The sequence below is a fragment of the Cohnella sp. CFH 77786 genome, assembly GCF_019400745.1.
In the GTDB taxonomy this organism is placed as follows: Bacteria; Bacillota; Bacilli; order Paenibacillales; family Paenibacillaceae; genus Cohnella.
Genome location: NZ_WJIB01000021.1, coordinates 1 through 16,513 on the forward strand (window position 1 = coordinate 1; position 16,513 = coordinate 16,513).

General features: G+C 52.2%; 16 protein-coding genes. 9 read left to right on the forward strand and 7 right to left on the reverse strand.

Going from position 1 to position 16,513, the window contains the following annotated elements:
* Together GE107_RS26930 and GE107_RS23125 are read left to right on the forward strand one after the other, a co-directional pair.
* On the forward strand, window positions 1-366 hold a 366-nt coding region (locus GE107_RS26930), incomplete at its 5' end, for a M23 family metallopeptidase (protein ID WP_219643656.1).
* 20 nt (window positions 367-386) lie between these two features.
* A complete protein-coding gene (locus tag GE107_RS23125; RefSeq protein WP_219643658.1) occupies window positions 387-1,154 on the forward strand; it encodes an alpha/beta fold hydrolase in 768 nt (255 codons plus the stop codon).
* Window positions 1,155-1,269: 115 nt separating this feature from the next.
* Here the strand turns inward: GE107_RS23125 and GE107_RS27315 are convergent, their stop codons facing one another.
* The 3 genes from GE107_RS27315 to GE107_RS23140 all read right to left on the reverse strand — a co-directional run bounded on the left by GE107_RS27315 (window position 1,270) and on the right by GE107_RS23140 (window position 3,048).
* Window positions 1,270-1,356, reverse strand: a complete 87-nt coding sequence (locus GE107_RS27315) for a hypothetical protein (protein WP_370636512.1) — start codon at window positions 1,354-1,356, stop codon at window positions 1,270-1,272.
* A 542-nt stretch (window positions 1,357-1,898) separates the two neighbouring features.
* Window positions 1,899-2,390, reverse strand: coding sequence for an RNA polymerase sigma factor (locus tag GE107_RS23135; protein ID WP_219643662.1), 492 nt, complete (start codon window positions 2,388-2,390; stop codon window positions 1,899-1,901).
* A gap of 67 nt (window positions 2,391-2,457) precedes the next feature.
* Window positions 2,458-3,048: a TetR/AcrR family transcriptional regulator gene (locus GE107_RS23140; protein ID WP_219643664.1), complete on the reverse strand. Its 591-nt coding sequence runs from the start codon at window positions 3,046-3,048 to the stop codon at window positions 2,458-2,460.
* 126 nt (window positions 3,049-3,174) lie between these two features.
* Between GE107_RS23140 and GE107_RS23145 the strand changes: the two genes are divergently transcribed.
* Complete coding sequence (locus GE107_RS23145; protein WP_219643665.1) at window positions 3,175-3,927, forward strand: MBL fold metallo-hydrolase; 753 nt, start codon at window positions 3,175-3,177, stop codon at window positions 3,925-3,927.
* Window positions 3,928-4,020: 93 nt separating this feature from the next.
* Here GE107_RS23145 and ggt read toward each other — a convergent pair whose 3' ends face one another.
* The 4 genes from ggt to GE107_RS23165 form a co-directional block, all read right to left on the reverse strand.
* The gene (ggt, locus tag GE107_RS23150) at window positions 4,021-5,625 is read right to left on the reverse strand and encodes a gamma-glutamyltransferase (protein WP_219643667.1); all 1,605 of its coding nucleotides are present in this window, start codon (window positions 5,623-5,625) and stop codon (window positions 4,021-4,023) included.
* 1 nt (window position 5,626) lies between these two features.
* Window positions 5,627-6,508, reverse strand: coding sequence for a fumarylacetoacetate hydrolase family protein (locus tag GE107_RS23155; RefSeq protein WP_219643670.1), 882 nt, complete (start codon window positions 6,506-6,508; stop codon window positions 5,627-5,629).
* Window positions 6,505-7,674 (reverse strand): amidase, encoded by a 1,170-nt coding sequence (locus GE107_RS23160; RefSeq protein WP_219643672.1) that lies wholly within the window; start codon window positions 7,672-7,674, stop codon window positions 6,505-6,507. The genes GE107_RS23155 and GE107_RS23160 overlap by 4 nt, the downstream gene beginning before the upstream one ends.
* Window positions 7,675-7,803: 129 nt before the next feature.
* Window positions 7,804-9,441, reverse strand: a complete 1,638-nt coding sequence (locus GE107_RS23165) for a PucR family transcriptional regulator (protein WP_219643673.1) — start codon at window positions 9,439-9,441, stop codon at window positions 7,804-7,806.
* Between the two features lie 201 nt (window positions 9,442-9,642).
* On the opposite strand from GE107_RS23165, the gene allC reads away from it, so the two are divergent.
* From allC to allB, 6 genes are all read left to right on the forward strand, one after another.
* Window positions 9,643-10,935 carry an allantoate deiminase gene (gene allC / locus GE107_RS23170; RefSeq protein ID WP_255570800.1) on the forward strand — a complete coding sequence of 431 codons (1,293 nt, stop codon included), beginning with the start codon at window positions 9,643-9,645 and terminating at the stop codon, window positions 10,933-10,935.
* Window positions 10,936-12,171, forward strand: a complete 1,236-nt coding sequence (locus tag GE107_RS23175) for a pyridoxal-phosphate-dependent aminotransferase family protein (protein ID WP_219643675.1) — start codon at window positions 10,936-10,938, stop codon at window positions 12,169-12,171. It abuts the gene before it with no gap.
* A 29-nt stretch (window positions 12,172-12,200) separates the two neighbouring features.
* Window positions 12,201-12,788, forward strand: a complete 588-nt coding sequence (chrB, locus tag GE107_RS23180) for a chromate efflux transporter ChrB (RefSeq protein ID WP_370636505.1) — start codon at window positions 12,201-12,203, stop codon at window positions 12,786-12,788.
* Complete coding sequence (gene chrA / locus GE107_RS23185) at window positions 12,785-13,327, forward strand: chromate efflux transporter ChrA (protein ID WP_255570801.1); 543 nt, start codon at window positions 12,785-12,787, stop codon at window positions 13,325-13,327. The genes chrB and chrA overlap by 4 nt, the downstream gene beginning before the upstream one ends.
* A 308-nt stretch (window positions 13,328-13,635) precedes the next feature.
* A complete protein-coding gene (locus GE107_RS23190) occupies window positions 13,636-15,033 on the forward strand; it encodes an NCS1 family transporter (RefSeq protein ID WP_219643678.1) in 1,398 nt (465 codons plus the stop codon).
* A gap of 33 nt (window positions 15,034-15,066) precedes the next feature.
* The gene (gene allB, locus GE107_RS23195; protein WP_219643680.1) at window positions 15,067-16,461 is read left to right on the forward strand and encodes an allantoinase AllB; all 1,395 of its coding nucleotides are present in this window, start codon (window positions 15,067-15,069) and stop codon (window positions 16,459-16,461) included.
* Window positions 16,462-16,513: the final 52 nt, after the last annotated feature.

Here is a 16,513-nt window from a genome sequence, read left to right on the forward strand (position 1 = left end):
CGAACAAAACAGGTCGATGGAGTGGGCACGACAACCCGCTCCGCCGACCTGTTTCTACACAGTCTCCCTAAACTACTTTTCGCAAAAAACGTGAGATTTTTTCGCAAATTCGATGCGACGCCACACGAAATCAGCACTATCGCTCACCTAAAGAACGGTTCCGTCAAGGTAAAAGCGGGCGATCGGGTTACCGCCGGTGAGCTCATCGGGAAATGCGGAAACTCGGGCAACTCCACCGAACCTCATATCCATTTTCAAGTATCCGCACCCTCGGATACAGTTGCCAACATGAGCACCATTCCGATATCCTTCACCGATAACATTCGACCGATTCGAGGGGATCGCATTGGCGGAAATACCAACTAACGGACGGTGAAGCTGACCTGATGAAACCCATACCCAAGGAAAAGATTGTTACGCCCCACGGGAGCCTGGAATATGCTCGGCTGGGTGAAGGCGAACCGGCAATCATTATGATCAATGGAGGAAACGGGCCCATCGAAGGATGGTACAAAGTCATTCATGAAATTGCGGAGCACTCCACCGTTGTCGCTTATAACCGGTTAGGAGTAGGCGGCAGCGACAAGCCTTCAAGTCCCCAACACGGGAAATCGATTGTCACCGCGCTCCGGCATTTGCTGAAGGAAATCAACCTCCAACCGCCCTACATCTTGGTCGGGCATTCTCTGGGAGGCTTGTATGCCAACTTGTTCGCCAGACAGTATCCGCAGGAAATCAAGGGAGTCGTTCTGCTCGATTCCAGCCACCCGCAGGATATGATTCTCAATCAAACCCAAAATGCGTTCATTCGGGAGATCAATCGCGTCCTGGGGGTGTTTGACCCGTTGTTTCCCCACCGCCAATGGAACGAGACCCGATTCGTGGAGCAGACGGTCCAGCAGATCGAAACCGCCGGCCCATTCCCCGATGTCCCGCTCTTTGTCGTCTCGGGAGGGAAGAAACCGCCGATGATGCCTGGGTCTATGATGGAGCTTCGACGGCAAAACCAGTTGGACTTTCTCCGCCTAAGCCTTCAAAGCCGCCATGTCTTGGCGTCGCAGAGCGGGCATTTTCCGCAGTTCACGGAGCCGGCCGTTGTGACGCAAGCGATTCTGGATTGTGTTGGAATGGCACGGCAATCGTCGGCGACATAAGAATGCCGTTTCTGAATAATGAAATAGGAAACAGCCATCTCCGCGCAGGAGATGGCTGTTTTTTCGACCGTCGCCTGAACCTCCGTAAATATAGTCTAAAACAAGCAGCCGATTGTCATATGCAAGGCAAACCGTGACCAATCAATGGCACTGCCCCTGAATGATAGCCTGTAGCCTCCAGAACCTTCGATTTGTCTGCCATTTTTATTTTTGAATAACCTAATTCTTCTCCCAAAGCCTGAAAATCAACGCGACCCCGCGCGAACTAACGATAAAAGCTATTAAACCTTGTTCCGTTTGCAAAATGAGGGTAGGTGCCGCTTTTTCAATATCAAAGTATTTTGCCGCATTTCGCGATAGACTGAACATATAAATAGCGTGATATCGATTCCATGAATATCTGCTCCTATCATCTATTTGAACTCACGATCCTTAGCGAGTCCATCCTCGAATAATACGAACGCCATTCTCATGGCCTGCAACATTCCCTTCTTCTTTTACCTTGGGCTTACCCTTCTTCTCCTACCGCAACCGGATTCCCTAAATGCACTTATAGCCCGTTTAATACACGAAAAGAGGGGTTGTCCCCTCTTCTACTACTCCTCTTTCGGCCACCCGCCCTATATGCCCATGCAGTTGCCGTCCGGGTCGATAACTTGGAAGCTGTAGCCGTTGCCTGGCTTATAGACCATCTCCTTGACGTCAGCGCCCTTCTGCTTCATCTCTTCGTAAAGTTCCTGGATGTTATCCACTTGGAAAGAGAAGAAAATCTCCCTTTCCCCCTTGGCGGAGACAAACTCCATTTTCGGAACATCGGAGACGGGCTCGCTTCAGCGCTTCCTTCACAGCGCCTTTCGTGGAGTCGAACCAGGCCGCGGTTTCTTTGGCTGTAAATCCGAATACTTCTGTCATTAATAGCAGGACGGATTGCCTGACGGACAGACGCTCCGCCATGACCTCGAACGCTTCCCTGACATTCACATCGTTCACTGCATGATGCTTGACATGCTCTTCCAACAGCGGCACCTCGTGAACGGCTTTCGTCCGGCGGTGATCGATCCATGCGTTTTTCGCAATACGGAACAAATAGGCCCGGTTCATCGCCGAATTGTCGCCGTAAGCCCGATAGGCTTTCTCAAGCGTAATTTGATACAGTTCTTCGCCATCCGTGCCGTTGACGGTGAGACGTTTGCAATATGCTTGTAATACACCCAAATGAGGCTCCAACTGTTCCACAAACTTTGCATGCAGGTATAGGTAATCACCGCCTCTGCTCTAGCAACAACTGCCGTGCTGCATACCCTCACCGCTTATACGCCGACAGCATCAGCCCGATCTGCCGGATGGCGAACTGGACGTGCTTGTTGTCGCGGGTCAGCCTGCTCGCCATCACGCCACCCTCCAGCGACGTCACGACGAACGAAGCGATGGGCTCCGTCTCCATATCGGAACGCAGTTCGCCGTCTTGCACGCCCTTGTCCAGAATGCTTCGTACCAAGGCCACGAACCGATCGAACGCCGCGAGGGCTGGCTCCCTCAACGCCGCATACCCGTCGTCGGCTTCGACCGCCGTGTTCAGCAGCGGACATCCTCCCTCGAGCGGCGGATCTCCGACAGGGTCGCGATGCACCTCGCACACGGCAATGACTTTGTCGATTGCCGACGTCGCCTTGTCGGCGGCCTCCTGGAATCGCTCCATCAGCAGGTCGCCGGCATATGCAAAAGCTTCGACCGCGATATCGTCTTTGCCGGCGAACGTGCGGTAGATCGCACCCTTGCTCAGCCCCGTGACGTCCATGACATCTTGTATGGAAGAGCCGGCGTAGCCCTTGGCATTGAACAATTCGGCAGACTTGGCGATGATAAGCCGACGCGTTTTTTCGCTCTTGCGCATCGCGATGAACCTCCGCATGTGAAAGATAATTGCCTCTATTGTAACATCGCGTTGGCGTTTCAGGGAAAAATCGCGTACAATAAAATACCGAACCGTTCGGTTTTTTTATTATAGGAGGAATGAATGATGAATCGAGTAAAAGTAGTCCGCATTCCGATTCTTCCGCTGCGCATGGTCAATGCTCATCTGCTGATCGGGCCCGACGGATGCGTGCTCATCGATGCGGGACTGCCCGGCTCCGAGAACAAAATACGAAACGCCTTGCGCCGGGAGAAGCTGACGTTCAAAGACATCAAGCTGATCGTGATTACCCACGCGCACGTGGACCATGCCGGGAGTGCCGCCGCGATAAGGGAATTGACGGGAGCCCCCATACTCGCGCACAAGGACGATGCCATGCACTACAGCCGGGAAGTGCCGATGACCTTCTGCCCGTCGGGATGGTTCGGCCGGTTCTTCATCAAGCTTCCGTTGATGTTCCAGCCGTACGTCGGATTTGCGCCGGATCTGATGCTATCGGGCCAGGAGACGCTCGATTTGAGCCGATTCGGCGTACCGGGCCAAGTGATCCACACCCCCGGGCACACGTCGGGCTCCATCTCCGTCGAGCTGGCCACGCGCGAAGCGATGGTGGGCGATCTGCTGGCTTCCGGCATTTTGCTCGGCGGCATCATGAGGAAACACCGCGCGATACGCCCGCCCTTCGAAGACGACCCGCATCGAGTAGCGTACGAGCTTCAGCGACTGCTTGATTCGGGGCACCGCACATTTTACATGGGGCATGGGGGTCCGCTTGGAGCGGACCAAGTCAGACGGCACGCGCAATCCTTGCTGCGCCTGACGTCCACCGGCCGCGCTCGCGATCTGCACCCCAGCTGACGGATTGTCTCCAGAGTCCCTTTAACAAGCAGATGAGTAAGCAGGGGCTGTCCGAAGCATTGTTGCTTTCGGCAGCCCCGTTTTCGATCACGGCTAGAATCCGATCGCGCATCCGTCCTTTCTCGGATCGGAGCCTCCTTGGAACAGCCCGGTTTCCGGATCGATGCGAATCCCCTGGTACCCCCCGACGACGAAATCATCGCCATCGGATTGTTTCAATAGCGTATAGCCTTGATCGGAAAGCTCCTGGCGAATCTCCGGGCCCATCTCCGACTCCAGGAAAACTCCATGAGAATAGTGGCGGAACCGGGGGGCATCTCCCGCCGCCTGAATATTCATGCCGAAATCAATCAGGTTCACCAGCGTTTGGACTTGTCCTTGAGGCTGCATGTCGGCGCCCATCACGCCGAAAGAGATCAACGGTTTCCCGTCTTTCAGCACCATTCCCGGGATAATGGTATGAAACGGACGTTTGCCGGGTTGGAGAACGTTGGGATGGTTACGATCGAGTGAAAATAACGAACCGCGGTTATGCAGAAATATTCCGGTCTCGGGAATCAATACCCCGCTGCCGAACAGACTAAAAATGCTATTGGTCACGGAGGCCACGTTTCCTTGTTTGTCCGTAACGGTCAAGTAAACCGTATCCCCGCCCAATTCAACCTCGGATTGGCTTTTCTTCAAACCGGACTGAATCGAATCCGCCAACTCTTTTGCGTATTCCTTGGACAGCAGATGGTTTACGGGAATGTCTGCAAATTCCGAATCGGCGATATATTGGTCCCGGTCAGCGTAAGCGAGCTTCTTCGCTTCGACAAAAAGCCGGATATACTCCGGAGAGTTATGCCCAATCGCCTTCAGGTCGAAATTTTCGAGAATATTCAGCATTTGGAGCACGACAAGCCCTTGGCCGTTCGGCGGAATTTCCAAGATCTCGTGTCCGCGGTAATCGGTCGATATCGGTTGGACCCACTGGGAGCGGTGTTCCCTTAGGTCTTCCTTTCGCAGCAATCCCTGACGGCTCTTCATGTAGCGATCGATTTTATCGGCAATCTCGCCCTGATAGAAGGCGTCCCTTCCATCCTTCGCGATTTGTTTGAGGGACCACGCCAAATCGGGTTGCTTAAATAGCGTTCCTTCGTTAGGAGCTTTTCCGTGTATTAAATATTTATTACTGGCTTCCTCGGACTGCAGAAGGAGCCGTTCCGCTTTCTTCCAGTAGTACGCCACCATCTCCGGAATGGGAAATCCCTCTTCCGCATACCGAATGGCCGGAGCCAATACTTCTTTAAAGGTAAGCGTTCCGTGATTTTGAAGAAGCTGTGACCACCCGTCGACAACTCCCGGAACGGTTGCCGATAGAATTCCATGAGACGGGATGCTGGTATAACCATTCTGCTCGAAAAAATCGGGGGTTGCCGCCCGCGGGGCTCGCCCGCTTGCATTCAGCCCCTTGACTTCGCGCTTTGCGGCATCGTAAATCAGGGCGAACATATCGCCGCCCAGCCCTGTCATCATCGGCTCAACCACGCATAACACGGCCGCGGTTGCCACGGCCGCATCGAAGGCATTTCCCCCTTGCTGCAGGATTTGCAGGCCGGCCATAGCCGCCAGGGGATGACTGGTGGCAACCATTCCATTTTGCGCATGCACCACAGAGCGGGTTTGTTTCCGATAACCGGATGGTCGATCTGCCATGTTAGGTCCTCCTGGACGACAAACTGTTTTTCACTGGATTGACAAGGGGCTCAAATCCCTCGATTCGGCACTCCACGACGTCTCCGTCCCGAATCACCGCAGCGCCTGGCGTTCCGGTTAAAATCACGTCTCCCGGAAGCAAGGTCATGACCTGCGAAAAAAAGGAGACAATGAACCATGGACGATAGATCATATTGGACACGACGTTGCTCTTGTGGACTTCTCCGTTCAGGATCGTACTGACTTCAAGATCCGGGAGATGGGGCAATTCATCCTTCGTCACGAAATGGGGCCCGAAGCTGAAGAACGTATCGAAGCTTTTGGAACGCGTTAAGAATCTCGGATTCCTCTGGTGAATATCCGCGGCGGTCATATCCAATGCGGTCGTGAACCCGGCGACAACATCGGGCGCTTCGGATTCCGGAACCTCTTTGCAGCATTTCCCGATGATGATAGCCAGCTCGGCTTCGGCGGTTGTTTTCTCCGATTGAGCGGGAATACAGATCGAATCGAGAGGGCCAATGAGGCTGGTATCGGGCTTCATGAAACTGACAGGCTCTTCATTCTCCGGAATGGAAGCGAGTTGGGAGGGATTCTCGACATAGTTGAAGCCGACACCGATGATTTTCCGGGGGTAACGGTACAGAGGGGCGTATGCCGCGTCCTTATCGGGAATCAAGGGAAGCTCCTCCAGCCGGTTTTTCCCTCCTGTCTGGTACCAGCGATTGAGTTCGTCCAGTTGATCGTTGAGCAATAGATCATAAAGCCGGTCGTTCCAATTCACATTGAATGCTCGATTGATCGTCTCTATGAAAACAAGTCCGCGCTCCGTTACGATAGCGGAGCGTTCCTGCCCTTCGAGTTTCAGGGTGGCTATCCTCATCGCTGTTCTCCCTTATCAATCCATTCAAGAAGCTTTACATCTTGGCCGAGACCGGCGATAACGGACAGTCCGATTGGCGAGCCGTTGATTTCAGCTACGGGCAGCGTTACCTGCGGCAAGCCGGCCAATCCGGCAATGCAGCATAATTGCAAGGTTCGGGCCCGGCGTATCTCGACTTCCTCTCCGGACTGGCCCCGCAACGGAGCGATGCCCGGTGCCGTCGGAATGACCAGAAGGCCATCATCGCCCAATAGCTCGGACATACGGTGCCGAATGTCCTTCCTCAGCTGCACGAGGTCGTGACTTGCGTCTTTTTGCAACGTGCTCGCCCAAGAGAAACGTTTTCCGATCGAGGTTCCGAAGCGCGGTTTCGTCTGCTCCACCCATGCGCCGTGGGTTTCCCAGATTTCCAGACCTTGCAGAGTCCGAAAGGCATTCATCCAATCGGTTAACCCGGATGGGGATAAGTGGATCCATTTGCACTCCTCTACCCGATGGATGAACGGAATGGATATCGTTAGAGCATCCCGGCATTTCGCGTCCGCGATGGACCAGGCATCATGGGCAAAATAGATGTGCCGAAATTCGGCTCCCACGGACGGGCGGCCACCCAGCAAGACCTGCCCGACATCCAGAAGCGTCTTCGAATCTCTAGCCATCCACCCCACCGTATCGAAACTAGGGGCCAGGGGAATGACTCCGCTCATGTCGACGAGACCGTGAGTGGGGCGGAATCCATAGATTCCGCAATAGCTCGAAGGAATCCGGACGGAGCCCCCCGTATCGGTACCCAATGCGAAATCAACCAAACCCGCGGAAACGGCCACAGCCGAACCGCTGGATGATCCTCCGGGAATCCGTTCCGGCGCCTTGGGATTCACGGGGGTTCCGTAATGTTCGTTCTCGCCGTCCAAGCTGTACATCAGTTCGTCGGTATGCGTAGTTCCGGTCAGCCTGGCTCCATGGCTCAGCAGCAGCTGAATGCTGACGGCATGGCGATCGGCCGGCCCGTGGGTTTGCAGCCAGTCCGGATTGCCTGCGCTGGAGGTATAGCCCTGAATGTCGAATACGTCCTTTACGGCAAACGTTAGTCCGTCCAATGCTCCCGAGCCGGAAGGACCCGCCGCGATGTCTCGACGGACATAAGCGCCCCAATCATGGTTCATCTCTCATTCCACACCTTCCATGCGAAGGAATTCACCGTGTATGGAACTTATATTAGTAATAATTAGAGAGGAAGTCATTGTTTATGTGTAATAATTTAATGGACCCTTATTGTGCACATTGAACATGCGTTAAGCCAGGAGCAGGGAACGTACCATGAGAGCAATCCTCAATTTCAATACCTCGTTCGGATCCTTCAGGCTCCTGCCGAGAATTTCCTCGCATTTGTTCAGGCGGTAGGAAACGGTGTTTCGGTGAATGTAAAGTTGTTTGGCGGTTTCCGTAATGAGGCAGTTGTTCTCCAAATAAACGGCGATGGTTTGAATCAGATCCATATGTTCCCGGTCGGTAGAATCGGCAAGACCCTTGAGGGTCATGTCATAGAATTGCTTCAGATTTTTATACGGAATCATCCGAAGCAATTCCGTCAACTCCTTCACGCGATACGACTGAATAAATCGCGTTTTCTTCGATTGATATCCGGACCGCAAGGCTTCCAGGGCTTTCTGGAAACATGTCGGAATATCCATTAATTGTTCGGCGTAATTCCCTACGCCAAATGACAAGCTGATTTCCAACTCCCGGTAAAGCTTGTCCTGAATGTTCCGCAAGATGCCGTTCCAATCCTGCTCCTCCGATTCTTGCGTTGCCTGTGAGGCCTCAACCGGAATCAGCATCATAAAATGATGGGTTTTCGTAAACAAAATGTACGGCTTCTTAAGGCTGGAAAACGCATCATCCAAATGTTCGTAGACTTGATCCCTGAATTGACGGATGGCCTCTTCCTGATGAACGAACTTTTTGCTGTAAATTTCCGAACCGTCGTCGATTTCAGCTACAATACATTTGTAAGTTTGCCTTTTCTGAAGGCCGTAGTGCCTCCCGCGGTTCAGAATTTCTTCATCCGAAGTCATCTGCTCATCGAGCAAATCGGCAAAAAACTCATTTTTAATCCGTCTTGAGCTTTCTTCCAGCGCATGCTGCTTCATCAATTCGAACCGCACGACATTCGCGGCCTGTTCCACGGCCAGAACGGAAAAAGGGTCCTCCAGCATCGTTCCGAGAACGACCAAAAATCCTTGCCGCTGTTGATAGATTTCAACGGAAAACGCGGTTACGGCCTCTTTGCCGGCTAACAGCGAGAAATAGCAGACTCGATTCGGGAGAGCCGATTCCAAATGCCGGGCGATCCCCTTTTGTTTGTCCGAAGAGAGGGAACGGGTTGAACGCGATTCTGCCAGCACTTGTCCCCGGTGATCCAAGAGGAGTACCGGATGTAGAATTAAGGCGCTTAAGCTGTCCATCACTCCCGGCATTCCCTTGCCCTCCATCACGATGCGGGAAAAAGCCTGATGGGTTTCCAGCGCGTAGCGCAATTCATCGGTTCTCTTTTCCAAAATGAAGCTGAGAATTTGCGTCGTCAATTCCCCTAACGGGGAATCGAGCGGGATCTCGATAATCGGAAAAGCGAGTTCATCCGCCAATTGCAGGACGGAAGAGGGAATCTCGGCAATGAAGCGTTTGGTCTTAATGCCCAGCCCGGCACATCCCTTGTCGGCCATCTGCCGGACCAACTCCAGCAAGTCGTTCGGCGATTCCTTAATGGCAAATGCCGTCGTCAGCAACAATTCATTCGGTTTCAAATATTGAATGATGTCCGGAGCATCCATCATATTGACGCTTTCCACGCTTCTGTTCATGCCGAGACCGCCTGCAGCGAGTTTCGCGTGTTTGAGAAGAGGCATATGGACCACATCCATCATTTTCATGAGCGTCACCCCGAATTATGAATTATCCAGTTAAAATGAATATACATGAACACAATCATTGTACATTGCGCATGATTATATGGCTATATTTTATTCAAAGGATACAATGACTTCCGAATAAGGATTCACTACAATAGGAATATCCTTCGAAAATAACGTGTAGAGAGCGAAATTGAAACGTGAACAAAGGGGTACGCACGGATGAAAATAGCGGATCTCCAGCGGCAGAAAGAGGGGAGCGCGCGGATGGATATACCGGATCTCCAGGAGCAAGTCGAAGAAATGGTCCATTGGTTGGCGGTTCACGGAGCGGATCCGGAAGGCGGCGTGACGCGCCATTTATATACGGCATCTTGGACAGAAGCCCAGCAGGCATTGGAACGGAAGATGAAAGAATGGGGACTGGAAACCTATTACGATGAAGTAGGCAATTTGTATGGAAGGCTTGCCTCGTCCCATTCCGAGGCAGGTGCGATCGTTACCGGATCGCACGTGGATACGGTCAAGTGCGGCGGAAAATACGACGGTGCATTCGGAATTGTTGCCGGATTATTGGCGTTGCGTTACTTAAAAGAAACGTACGGCCCGCCCGTTCGGAATATCGAAGTCGTTTCCTTGTGCGAGGAGGAAGGCAGCCGGTTCCCCCTCACCTTCTGGGGGTCCACCAATGTGACGGGAATAGCGCCATGGGACAGAATCTCGCAGATTCAGGATGCCGAGGGAGTTCCCTTCACGGAGGCCATGATAGAAGCGGGATTCGGTTTGGGTCGTTATCGAAACCCGCGGCGGGAGGACATTCTTTCCTTTATCGAGCTCCACATCGAACAGGGAGCCGTTCTCGAGCGAGATGGAACGCCGATCGGAATCGTCGAGCAAATCGTCGGGCAGAAGCGCTACACGATCGAATGTACCGGGGAAGCCAATCACGCGGGAACGACGCCGATGGATCTGCGGAAAGACGCTTTGCGGGGCTCCAGTCAAATGATTGTCGCGATTATGGAATCCGCGGACCGCGCGGGTGCTCCGTTGGTCGCAACGGTCGGTAATCTCAAGGTGGAGCCTAACGTATCGAACGTCATTCCGAATAAGGCAACCTTCACCTTGGACATCCGGCATCCCCAAGGCGACGCGTTGGACGCTTTCTGTGAAGAGGCGATCGAAGCCTGCTATACGATTGCGCAGGAACGCGGGCTTCATATCATGGTTAACAAACACCTCGATGCTCGTCCCGTTGAAATGGATGCGTCGTTGCTTCGCCGAATCGAAAGGATTTGTCGTCATCAAGACGTGCCTTACAAATTGATGCCAAGCGGAGCGGGGCATGACGCCCAAATTATGGCTCCGCGATACCCGACTTCCCTGATTTTCGTGCCGAGTCGTCGCGGGATTAGCCATAGCCCCGAAGAATACACCTCGAAAGAAGATTTGGCGGCAGGGGTGCAAGTCCTGATCCAATTGTTATACGAGTTAGGTTATGCAAAGGAGACGGAGTAGATGAAATACCGAGATCTCAATACGTCAACCCGGACCATCATGACTCCGGGTCCCGTGGAAGCGGAGCCGCGCGTGCTGCGCGCGATGGCGACTCCCATCCTCGGACAGTTCGACCCCGAGTTCACGCATATGATGAATGAAACCATGGAGATGATCCGCGAGCTGTTTCAGACGGAAAACCGCTGGGCCTTTCCTGTTGACGGAACATCCCGTTCCGGAATCGAAGCCGTATTAGCCAGCATGATTGAACCGGGCGACCGCGTTTTCATCCCGATTTACGGCCGGTTCGGCCATCTTCTTACGGAGATTGCAGAACGGTACGGGGCTGAAATCCATAACATCGAAACAACATGGGGAACCGTTTTTGAGCCGGAGGATGTCATCCGTGAAATCGATCGCGTAAAGCCCAAAATCGTCGCGATGGTTCACGGGGAAACCTCTACGGGATGCATGCAGCCCTTGCGGGAAATCGGCGAAGCTTGCCGGGAACGCGATGTGTTCTTCGTGGTTGACGCGGTTGCTTCTATCGGGGGCGTCGATGTAAAGGTAGACGAGTGGAAAATCGACGCCGCGATCGGCGGTACGCAGAAGTGTTTGTCCGTGCCGTCCGGCATGGCTCCCATCACCTTTAATTCCCGCGTTGAGGCCCTGCTCCTGGAGCGGAAGAAGATCGAACAAGGGCTGGTCGAACCCGGTTCGAAGGGAAAGGTGCAGCCCCGCGTGATTCGAAGCAACTACTTCGATCTAAGTCAATTGATGGATTACTGGGGCCCTGCCCGATTAAATCACCATACGGAAGCGACTTCGATGCTTTACGCGTTGAGGGAAGGCTTGCGCATCGTCCTCGAAGAAGGTTTGGAAAATCGATTCGCCCGGCATCAACGGCACGAAAAAGCGCTGGTTCAAGGAATTCGGGCGATGGGATTGGAGTTATACGGCAATCCGGCTTGCAAGCTGCCGGTGGTCACTTGCATTGCGATTCCGGAAGGAGTGGACGGCGAATCGGTTCGTGCCATGCTGCTGAACGATTTCGATATCGAAATCGCCAGCTCCTTCGGACCGCTGAAAGGAAAAATTTGGAGAATCGGCACGATGGGTTACAGCTGCCGCAAGAAAAATGTGCTCCATGTGCTGGGTGCGCTGGAATCCGTTCTTCTGCGCCAAGGGGTTAAGGTTCAGGCCGGTCGTGCGGTTCAAGCCGCATTGGATGTTTATCATGGGAATGCAAACGGATAAGCGAAGCGATATAGGAAGAGGGTGAACGCGTGCGGAAATCCTATCAAGAGCTCATATTGGGAATGCTGCGGACAGGCATATTCGGGTTTGGCGGCGGGCCATCCGTCATCCCGTTAATCCGTTACGAAGCCGTTTCCCGATATCGCTGGCTGGATGATGACGAATTCGGGGAAATATTGGCGATCGCCAATGCGTTGCCCGGTCCGATCGCTACGAAAATGGCAGCCTATTTAGGGTATAAACAGAAGGGGACGCTAGGAGCCTTGGTCAGCGTGGCGGCACATATTTTGCCTACATGCCTGGCGATGGTCGCTTTGCTCGCGGTCGTCAATGTTGCAAGCTACTCGAAAGCAGTTGAAGGCATGATTTCCGCTGTCATGCCGGTCGTTGCGGTCATGCTTGGTCAGATGGCCTACGAATTTGGCGAGAAAGCCGCGAAAGGGTTGGGAAAGTGGTTGGCCTGCCTATTATTTGTTCTTTCCTTTCTGATGCTGCAGGTCATATCCATTCACCCGGCCATTGTGATCGTGATCTTCCTGGCATATGGAACTTTCCATTTTAAACTCAAGAATAAAGCGGATCGTTCCAAGCGGAAAAAGAAGGGGATGTCCTCATGATCGTTTGGTTAGGTTTATTTTTAGGCTTCTTTCTTGCGAATGTTCTCGGATACGGCGGAGGGCCTGCTTCGATCCCTCTTATGTACGAAGAAATCGTGAATCATTATCATTGGATAACGAATGCCGAATTTTCCAATATGCTTGCTCTAGGGAACGCGCTCCCGGGACCCATCGCAACGAAAATTGCCGCTTATGTAGGTTATGACGTTTTCGGATGGTGGGGGTTCTTGGTCGCTTTGTTCGCTACCGTATTTCCCTCTGCCTTTGCCCTTATTTTTCTTTTGAAAATCATTCAGCGGCATCGGCAATCGTTCGTCGTAAAAGGAATGACTTTATGCGTTCAGCCGGTCATCGCGGTGATGATGTTTATGCTGACGTGGAATATGGGGAAAGATTCCGTGGTTTCGTTAGGAATATGGCAAAGTCTCGGAATTGCGCTCCTTTCTTTCCTTGCGCTTGTCAAATGGAAGGTCCACCCTGCCCTGATGATCGTTGCGGCATTTGCCTACGGCGGGCTTATTCTTCCCCATATTAAATAATGCATATTAAATAATGGGCAAAAATCTAACATAACATGTCATAAAGACAGGGGAAATCCCTGTCTTTTTTCTTTTCAGTCCAGCTTTTATGCACGATGACCAGTTCGGTCTTTATGTTTTGTGTGCACTGAATAATGAAAAACAAAGGCTTTTCAATTATATTAAAGGTATGCCAAGTGAAAGTATGTAACGAGTTATGTAAATAAAGATGACAATTAACGAAAGGTGGGTAGTCGAGCTAAGGCTGATTAGTAAACCCATACATGATCCGCAGCAAGATAATCCCCATAATAAAGGAGCTCGTGTACATGTCCACTCGCCTAGAAACATACAATACGCCGGATGTGCTGATCCAACAGGATGCAAGTGTGGATGAATCGCTGAAGCCGAAAACCGAAGCAAGCAGAACGGTGAAACCTCTGGACTATATTTTTATGTGGATCGGAGACGGCGTTAATTTGGGCAATATGACGCTTGGCGCAAGCTTGATTGCGGCGGGCGTCGCAACGCTGAACATTTTTCAGACATTTGCCGCAGCCGTCATTGCCATTGGCCTCATTTCGGTTATTTTCGCTTTGAACGACAGGCTCGGCTACAGAACGGGAATCCCCTATGTGGTGCAGCTCAGAATGTCCTTCGGGCTCAAAGGCTCCATCATATCCTCGCTTTGCCGGGGAATCCCCGCCATCGTATGGTACGGCTTTCAAAGCTGGATTGGCGGTACGGCCTTAAATGAAATCGCGAAGATCGTTACGGGCGGTTCTTTCGATAATGTGGCCATTTGCTTTGTCTTGCTGCAGGTGGTCCAGATCGCGCTTTCGCTGTATGGCTTCCACGCCATCAAATGGGTAGAGACGCTTACCTCCACCGTCATTATCCTCGCGCTGCTTTATGTGTTTGGCGTCCTTCTAACGTCCCACAGCGATGTGATCGCGGAGAAATGGGTTCATGCCAAAGGCTCGTGGGGCTTGCCGTTCTTTGCCTTCATCATGATGTTTATGGGAAATTACGCGGCGATCTTCTTGAGCGCGGCGGATTATTCGAGAGAACTGAAAACCGGGATCAGCGACAAAAAACGCGGCTTCTTGTACTTCACGCCTATTCTGGTCGCCTACGGCTTGACCCTGACGATTGGCGCCATGCTTGCTTCCGCAACCGGCATCTCCAATCCGGTCAAGGCCTTTGCGGAAGTGGTGGATAACTCTTACATTACCTTCTTTGTATCCGCATTTATCGTGATGGGCGCGGTTGCCGTAAACATGGTCGCCAATATTATCCCCCCCACCTACGTGATTACCTTGCTGACCAAAGTGAAATTCAAACCTGCCGTTACCCTAACCGGACTGCTTGCGTTGTGCTCCTTCCCTTGGGTGCTTGTACAGGATTCTTCGGCAAAGGGTCTGGGCATGTTCATTCTGATCTATTCCGCATTCTTAGGGCCGATCGTTTCGATTTTGTTAATCGAATATTATGTGTTGCGGAAGCAGAAGGTAGATATTTCGGAGCTGTACAAGGAGAACGGTCGATTTGCCGGATATAATCCGGCCGCGATTCTTGCCATGCTGATCGGTGCCGGCGCCGCCTTCATCAAAGTGGAATTGGCATGGGTTACGGGCTTTGTCGTATCGGGCATCGCCTATCTTCTTCTGACGAAGTATGCATTCCAAGGTTCGAAATTCAAACAGGGAACGATTTTCGAAAAATAATCGCATCAGTGTTGAAAGGAAAGGAGATCAGCCATGAAGTACGACTTATTGATCACAAACGGCAATGTCGTTCTCAGGGATGTCGTAATAAAGGCGGATCTGGCCATTCAAAATGGCAAGATCGTCGCGATCGCCGAACGATTGAATGAGACAGCGGACCAAGTTGTGGATGCCGCAGGTCAGTATGTGATGCCTGGCATGATCGATACGCATGTCCATATTTGCGAACCGGGGCGCACGGAATGGGAAGGCTTCGAAACCGGCTCGAAGGCGTTGGCGGCAGGTGGCACTACAACCTATGTGGATATGCCTTTGAATGCTTTGCCCGCAACAACGACGCAAGAAGCGTTAGCATTAAAGCTTGCCGCAGCTGCCGGGAAAAACTATGTTGACTATGCCTTATACGGCGGATTGGTTCCGGGAAATCTGGCCAACTTGCAGGAGCTTTCCGATGCGGGAGTCGTGGCGTACAAATGTTTCATGGCCACATGCGGAACCGACTTGCCGGACGATTTCAAAAACGTAGACGACTATACGCTATATGCGGGAATGAAGAAACTAGCCGAGCTTGGCCATTTCTTATCGATTCATGCGGAAAATGCCGAGATCACGGACCGTCTGGGAGAAGAAATGATCAAACAAGGGAAGACGACGGCTTCCGATTATGTCGCCTCCCGCCCGGTATTTACGGAGGTAGATGCCATTAAGAGAGCACTGCTGATGGCGAAAGAAACCGGATGTAAACTGCATTTCGTCCATATCAGCAGCGCTGCGGGCGTAGAGGAGATCATCAAAGCTCGGAATGATGGACAGGATGTGACACTGGAGTCATGCCCGCACTACTTTACGATTACGACAAGCCAGTTTGAAGAAATCGGGCCTCTCGCCAAATGTTCGCCTCCATTGCGTGATGAATCAGAGCAAGAAAAGCTATGGGAAGCCTTAAAGCAAGGGAAAATCGATATGCTGACCTCCGATCATTCCCCTTGTCCGCCGGAAATGAAGCATAGTGAAACCAATAATATCTTTGAGGTATGGGGCGGAATTTCAGGCTGTCAAAACAATGTCGACCTGATGTTCGATGAGGCTGTGCAAAAACGCAATGTACCTGTCACTCAATTTGCTCGAATGATTGCGACCAATCCGGCGGAAAGGTTCGGCCTAAGAACGAAGGGTGAAATCGCGCTCACCAAGGACGCGGACATCATCTTGATCGATCCCAATCAATCTTATGTCGTCAAAGCCGAAAACCTTTATTACCGCCATAAGCAGAGCCCCTATACGAACAGAACCATCCATTGCCGGGTTACCAAAACATTCGTGAGAGGGCAGCTGGTATTTGACGTTAATGAAGGCATCGTAGGGGAACCCATCGGGCAATTCATACGATCCCCGAGAGTGGAAGGCCTCCATGAATCATTAAGATAACCCGGTCACCGCCGCCATTCACCCCAATCCGGGCGTTACATGTTGACTTGCA

What these genes read in the sequence shown, in the direction of transcription:
- GE107_RS27315 (WP_370636512.1), bottom strand. Translation starts at nt 1,356, where the DNA reads ATGGCAGACAAATCGAAGGTTCTGGAGGCTACAGGCTATCATTCAGGG.
- chrA (WP_255570801.1), top strand. Translation starts at nt 12,785, where the DNA reads ATGATCGTTTGGTTAGGTTTATTTTTAGGCTTCTTTCTTGCGAATGTT.
- ggt (WP_219643667.1), bottom strand. Translation starts at nt 5,625, where the DNA reads ATGGCAGATCGACCATCCGGTTATCGGAAACAAACCCGCTCTGTGGTG.
- allB (WP_219643680.1), top strand. Translation starts at nt 15,067, where the DNA reads ATGAAGTACGACTTATTGATCACAAACGGCAATGTCGTTCTCAGGGAT.
- GE107_RS23165 (WP_219643673.1), bottom strand. Translation starts at nt 9,441, where the DNA reads ATGAAAATGATGGATGTGGTCCATATGCCTCTTCTCAAACACGCGAAA.
- GE107_RS23175 (WP_219643675.1), top strand. Translation starts at nt 10,936, where the DNA reads ATGAAATACCGAGATCTCAATACGTCAACCCGGACCATCATGACTCCG.
- GE107_RS23160 (WP_219643672.1), bottom strand. Translation starts at nt 7,674, where the DNA reads ATGAACCATGATTGGGGCGCTTATGTCCGTCGAGACATCGCGGCGGGT.
- GE107_RS23190 (WP_219643678.1), top strand. Translation starts at nt 13,636, where the DNA reads ATGTCCACTCGCCTAGAAACATACAATACGCCGGATGTGCTGATCCAA.
- allC (WP_255570800.1), top strand. Translation starts at nt 9,643, where the DNA reads ATGAAAATAGCGGATCTCCAGCGGCAGAAAGAGGGGAGCGCGCGGATG.
- GE107_RS23125 (WP_219643658.1), top strand. Translation starts at nt 387, where the DNA reads ATGAAACCCATACCCAAGGAAAAGATTGTTACGCCCCACGGGAGCCTG.
- GE107_RS23140 (WP_219643664.1), bottom strand. Translation starts at nt 3,048, where the DNA reads ATGCGCAAGAGCGAAAAAACGCGTCGGCTTATCATCGCCAAGTCTGCC.
- GE107_RS23145 (WP_219643665.1), top strand. Translation starts at nt 3,175, where the DNA reads ATGAATCGAGTAAAAGTAGTCCGCATTCCGATTCTTCCGCTGCGCATG.
- GE107_RS23155 (WP_219643670.1), bottom strand. Translation starts at nt 6,508, where the DNA reads ATGAGGATAGCCACCCTGAAACTCGAAGGGCAGGAACGCTCCGCTATC.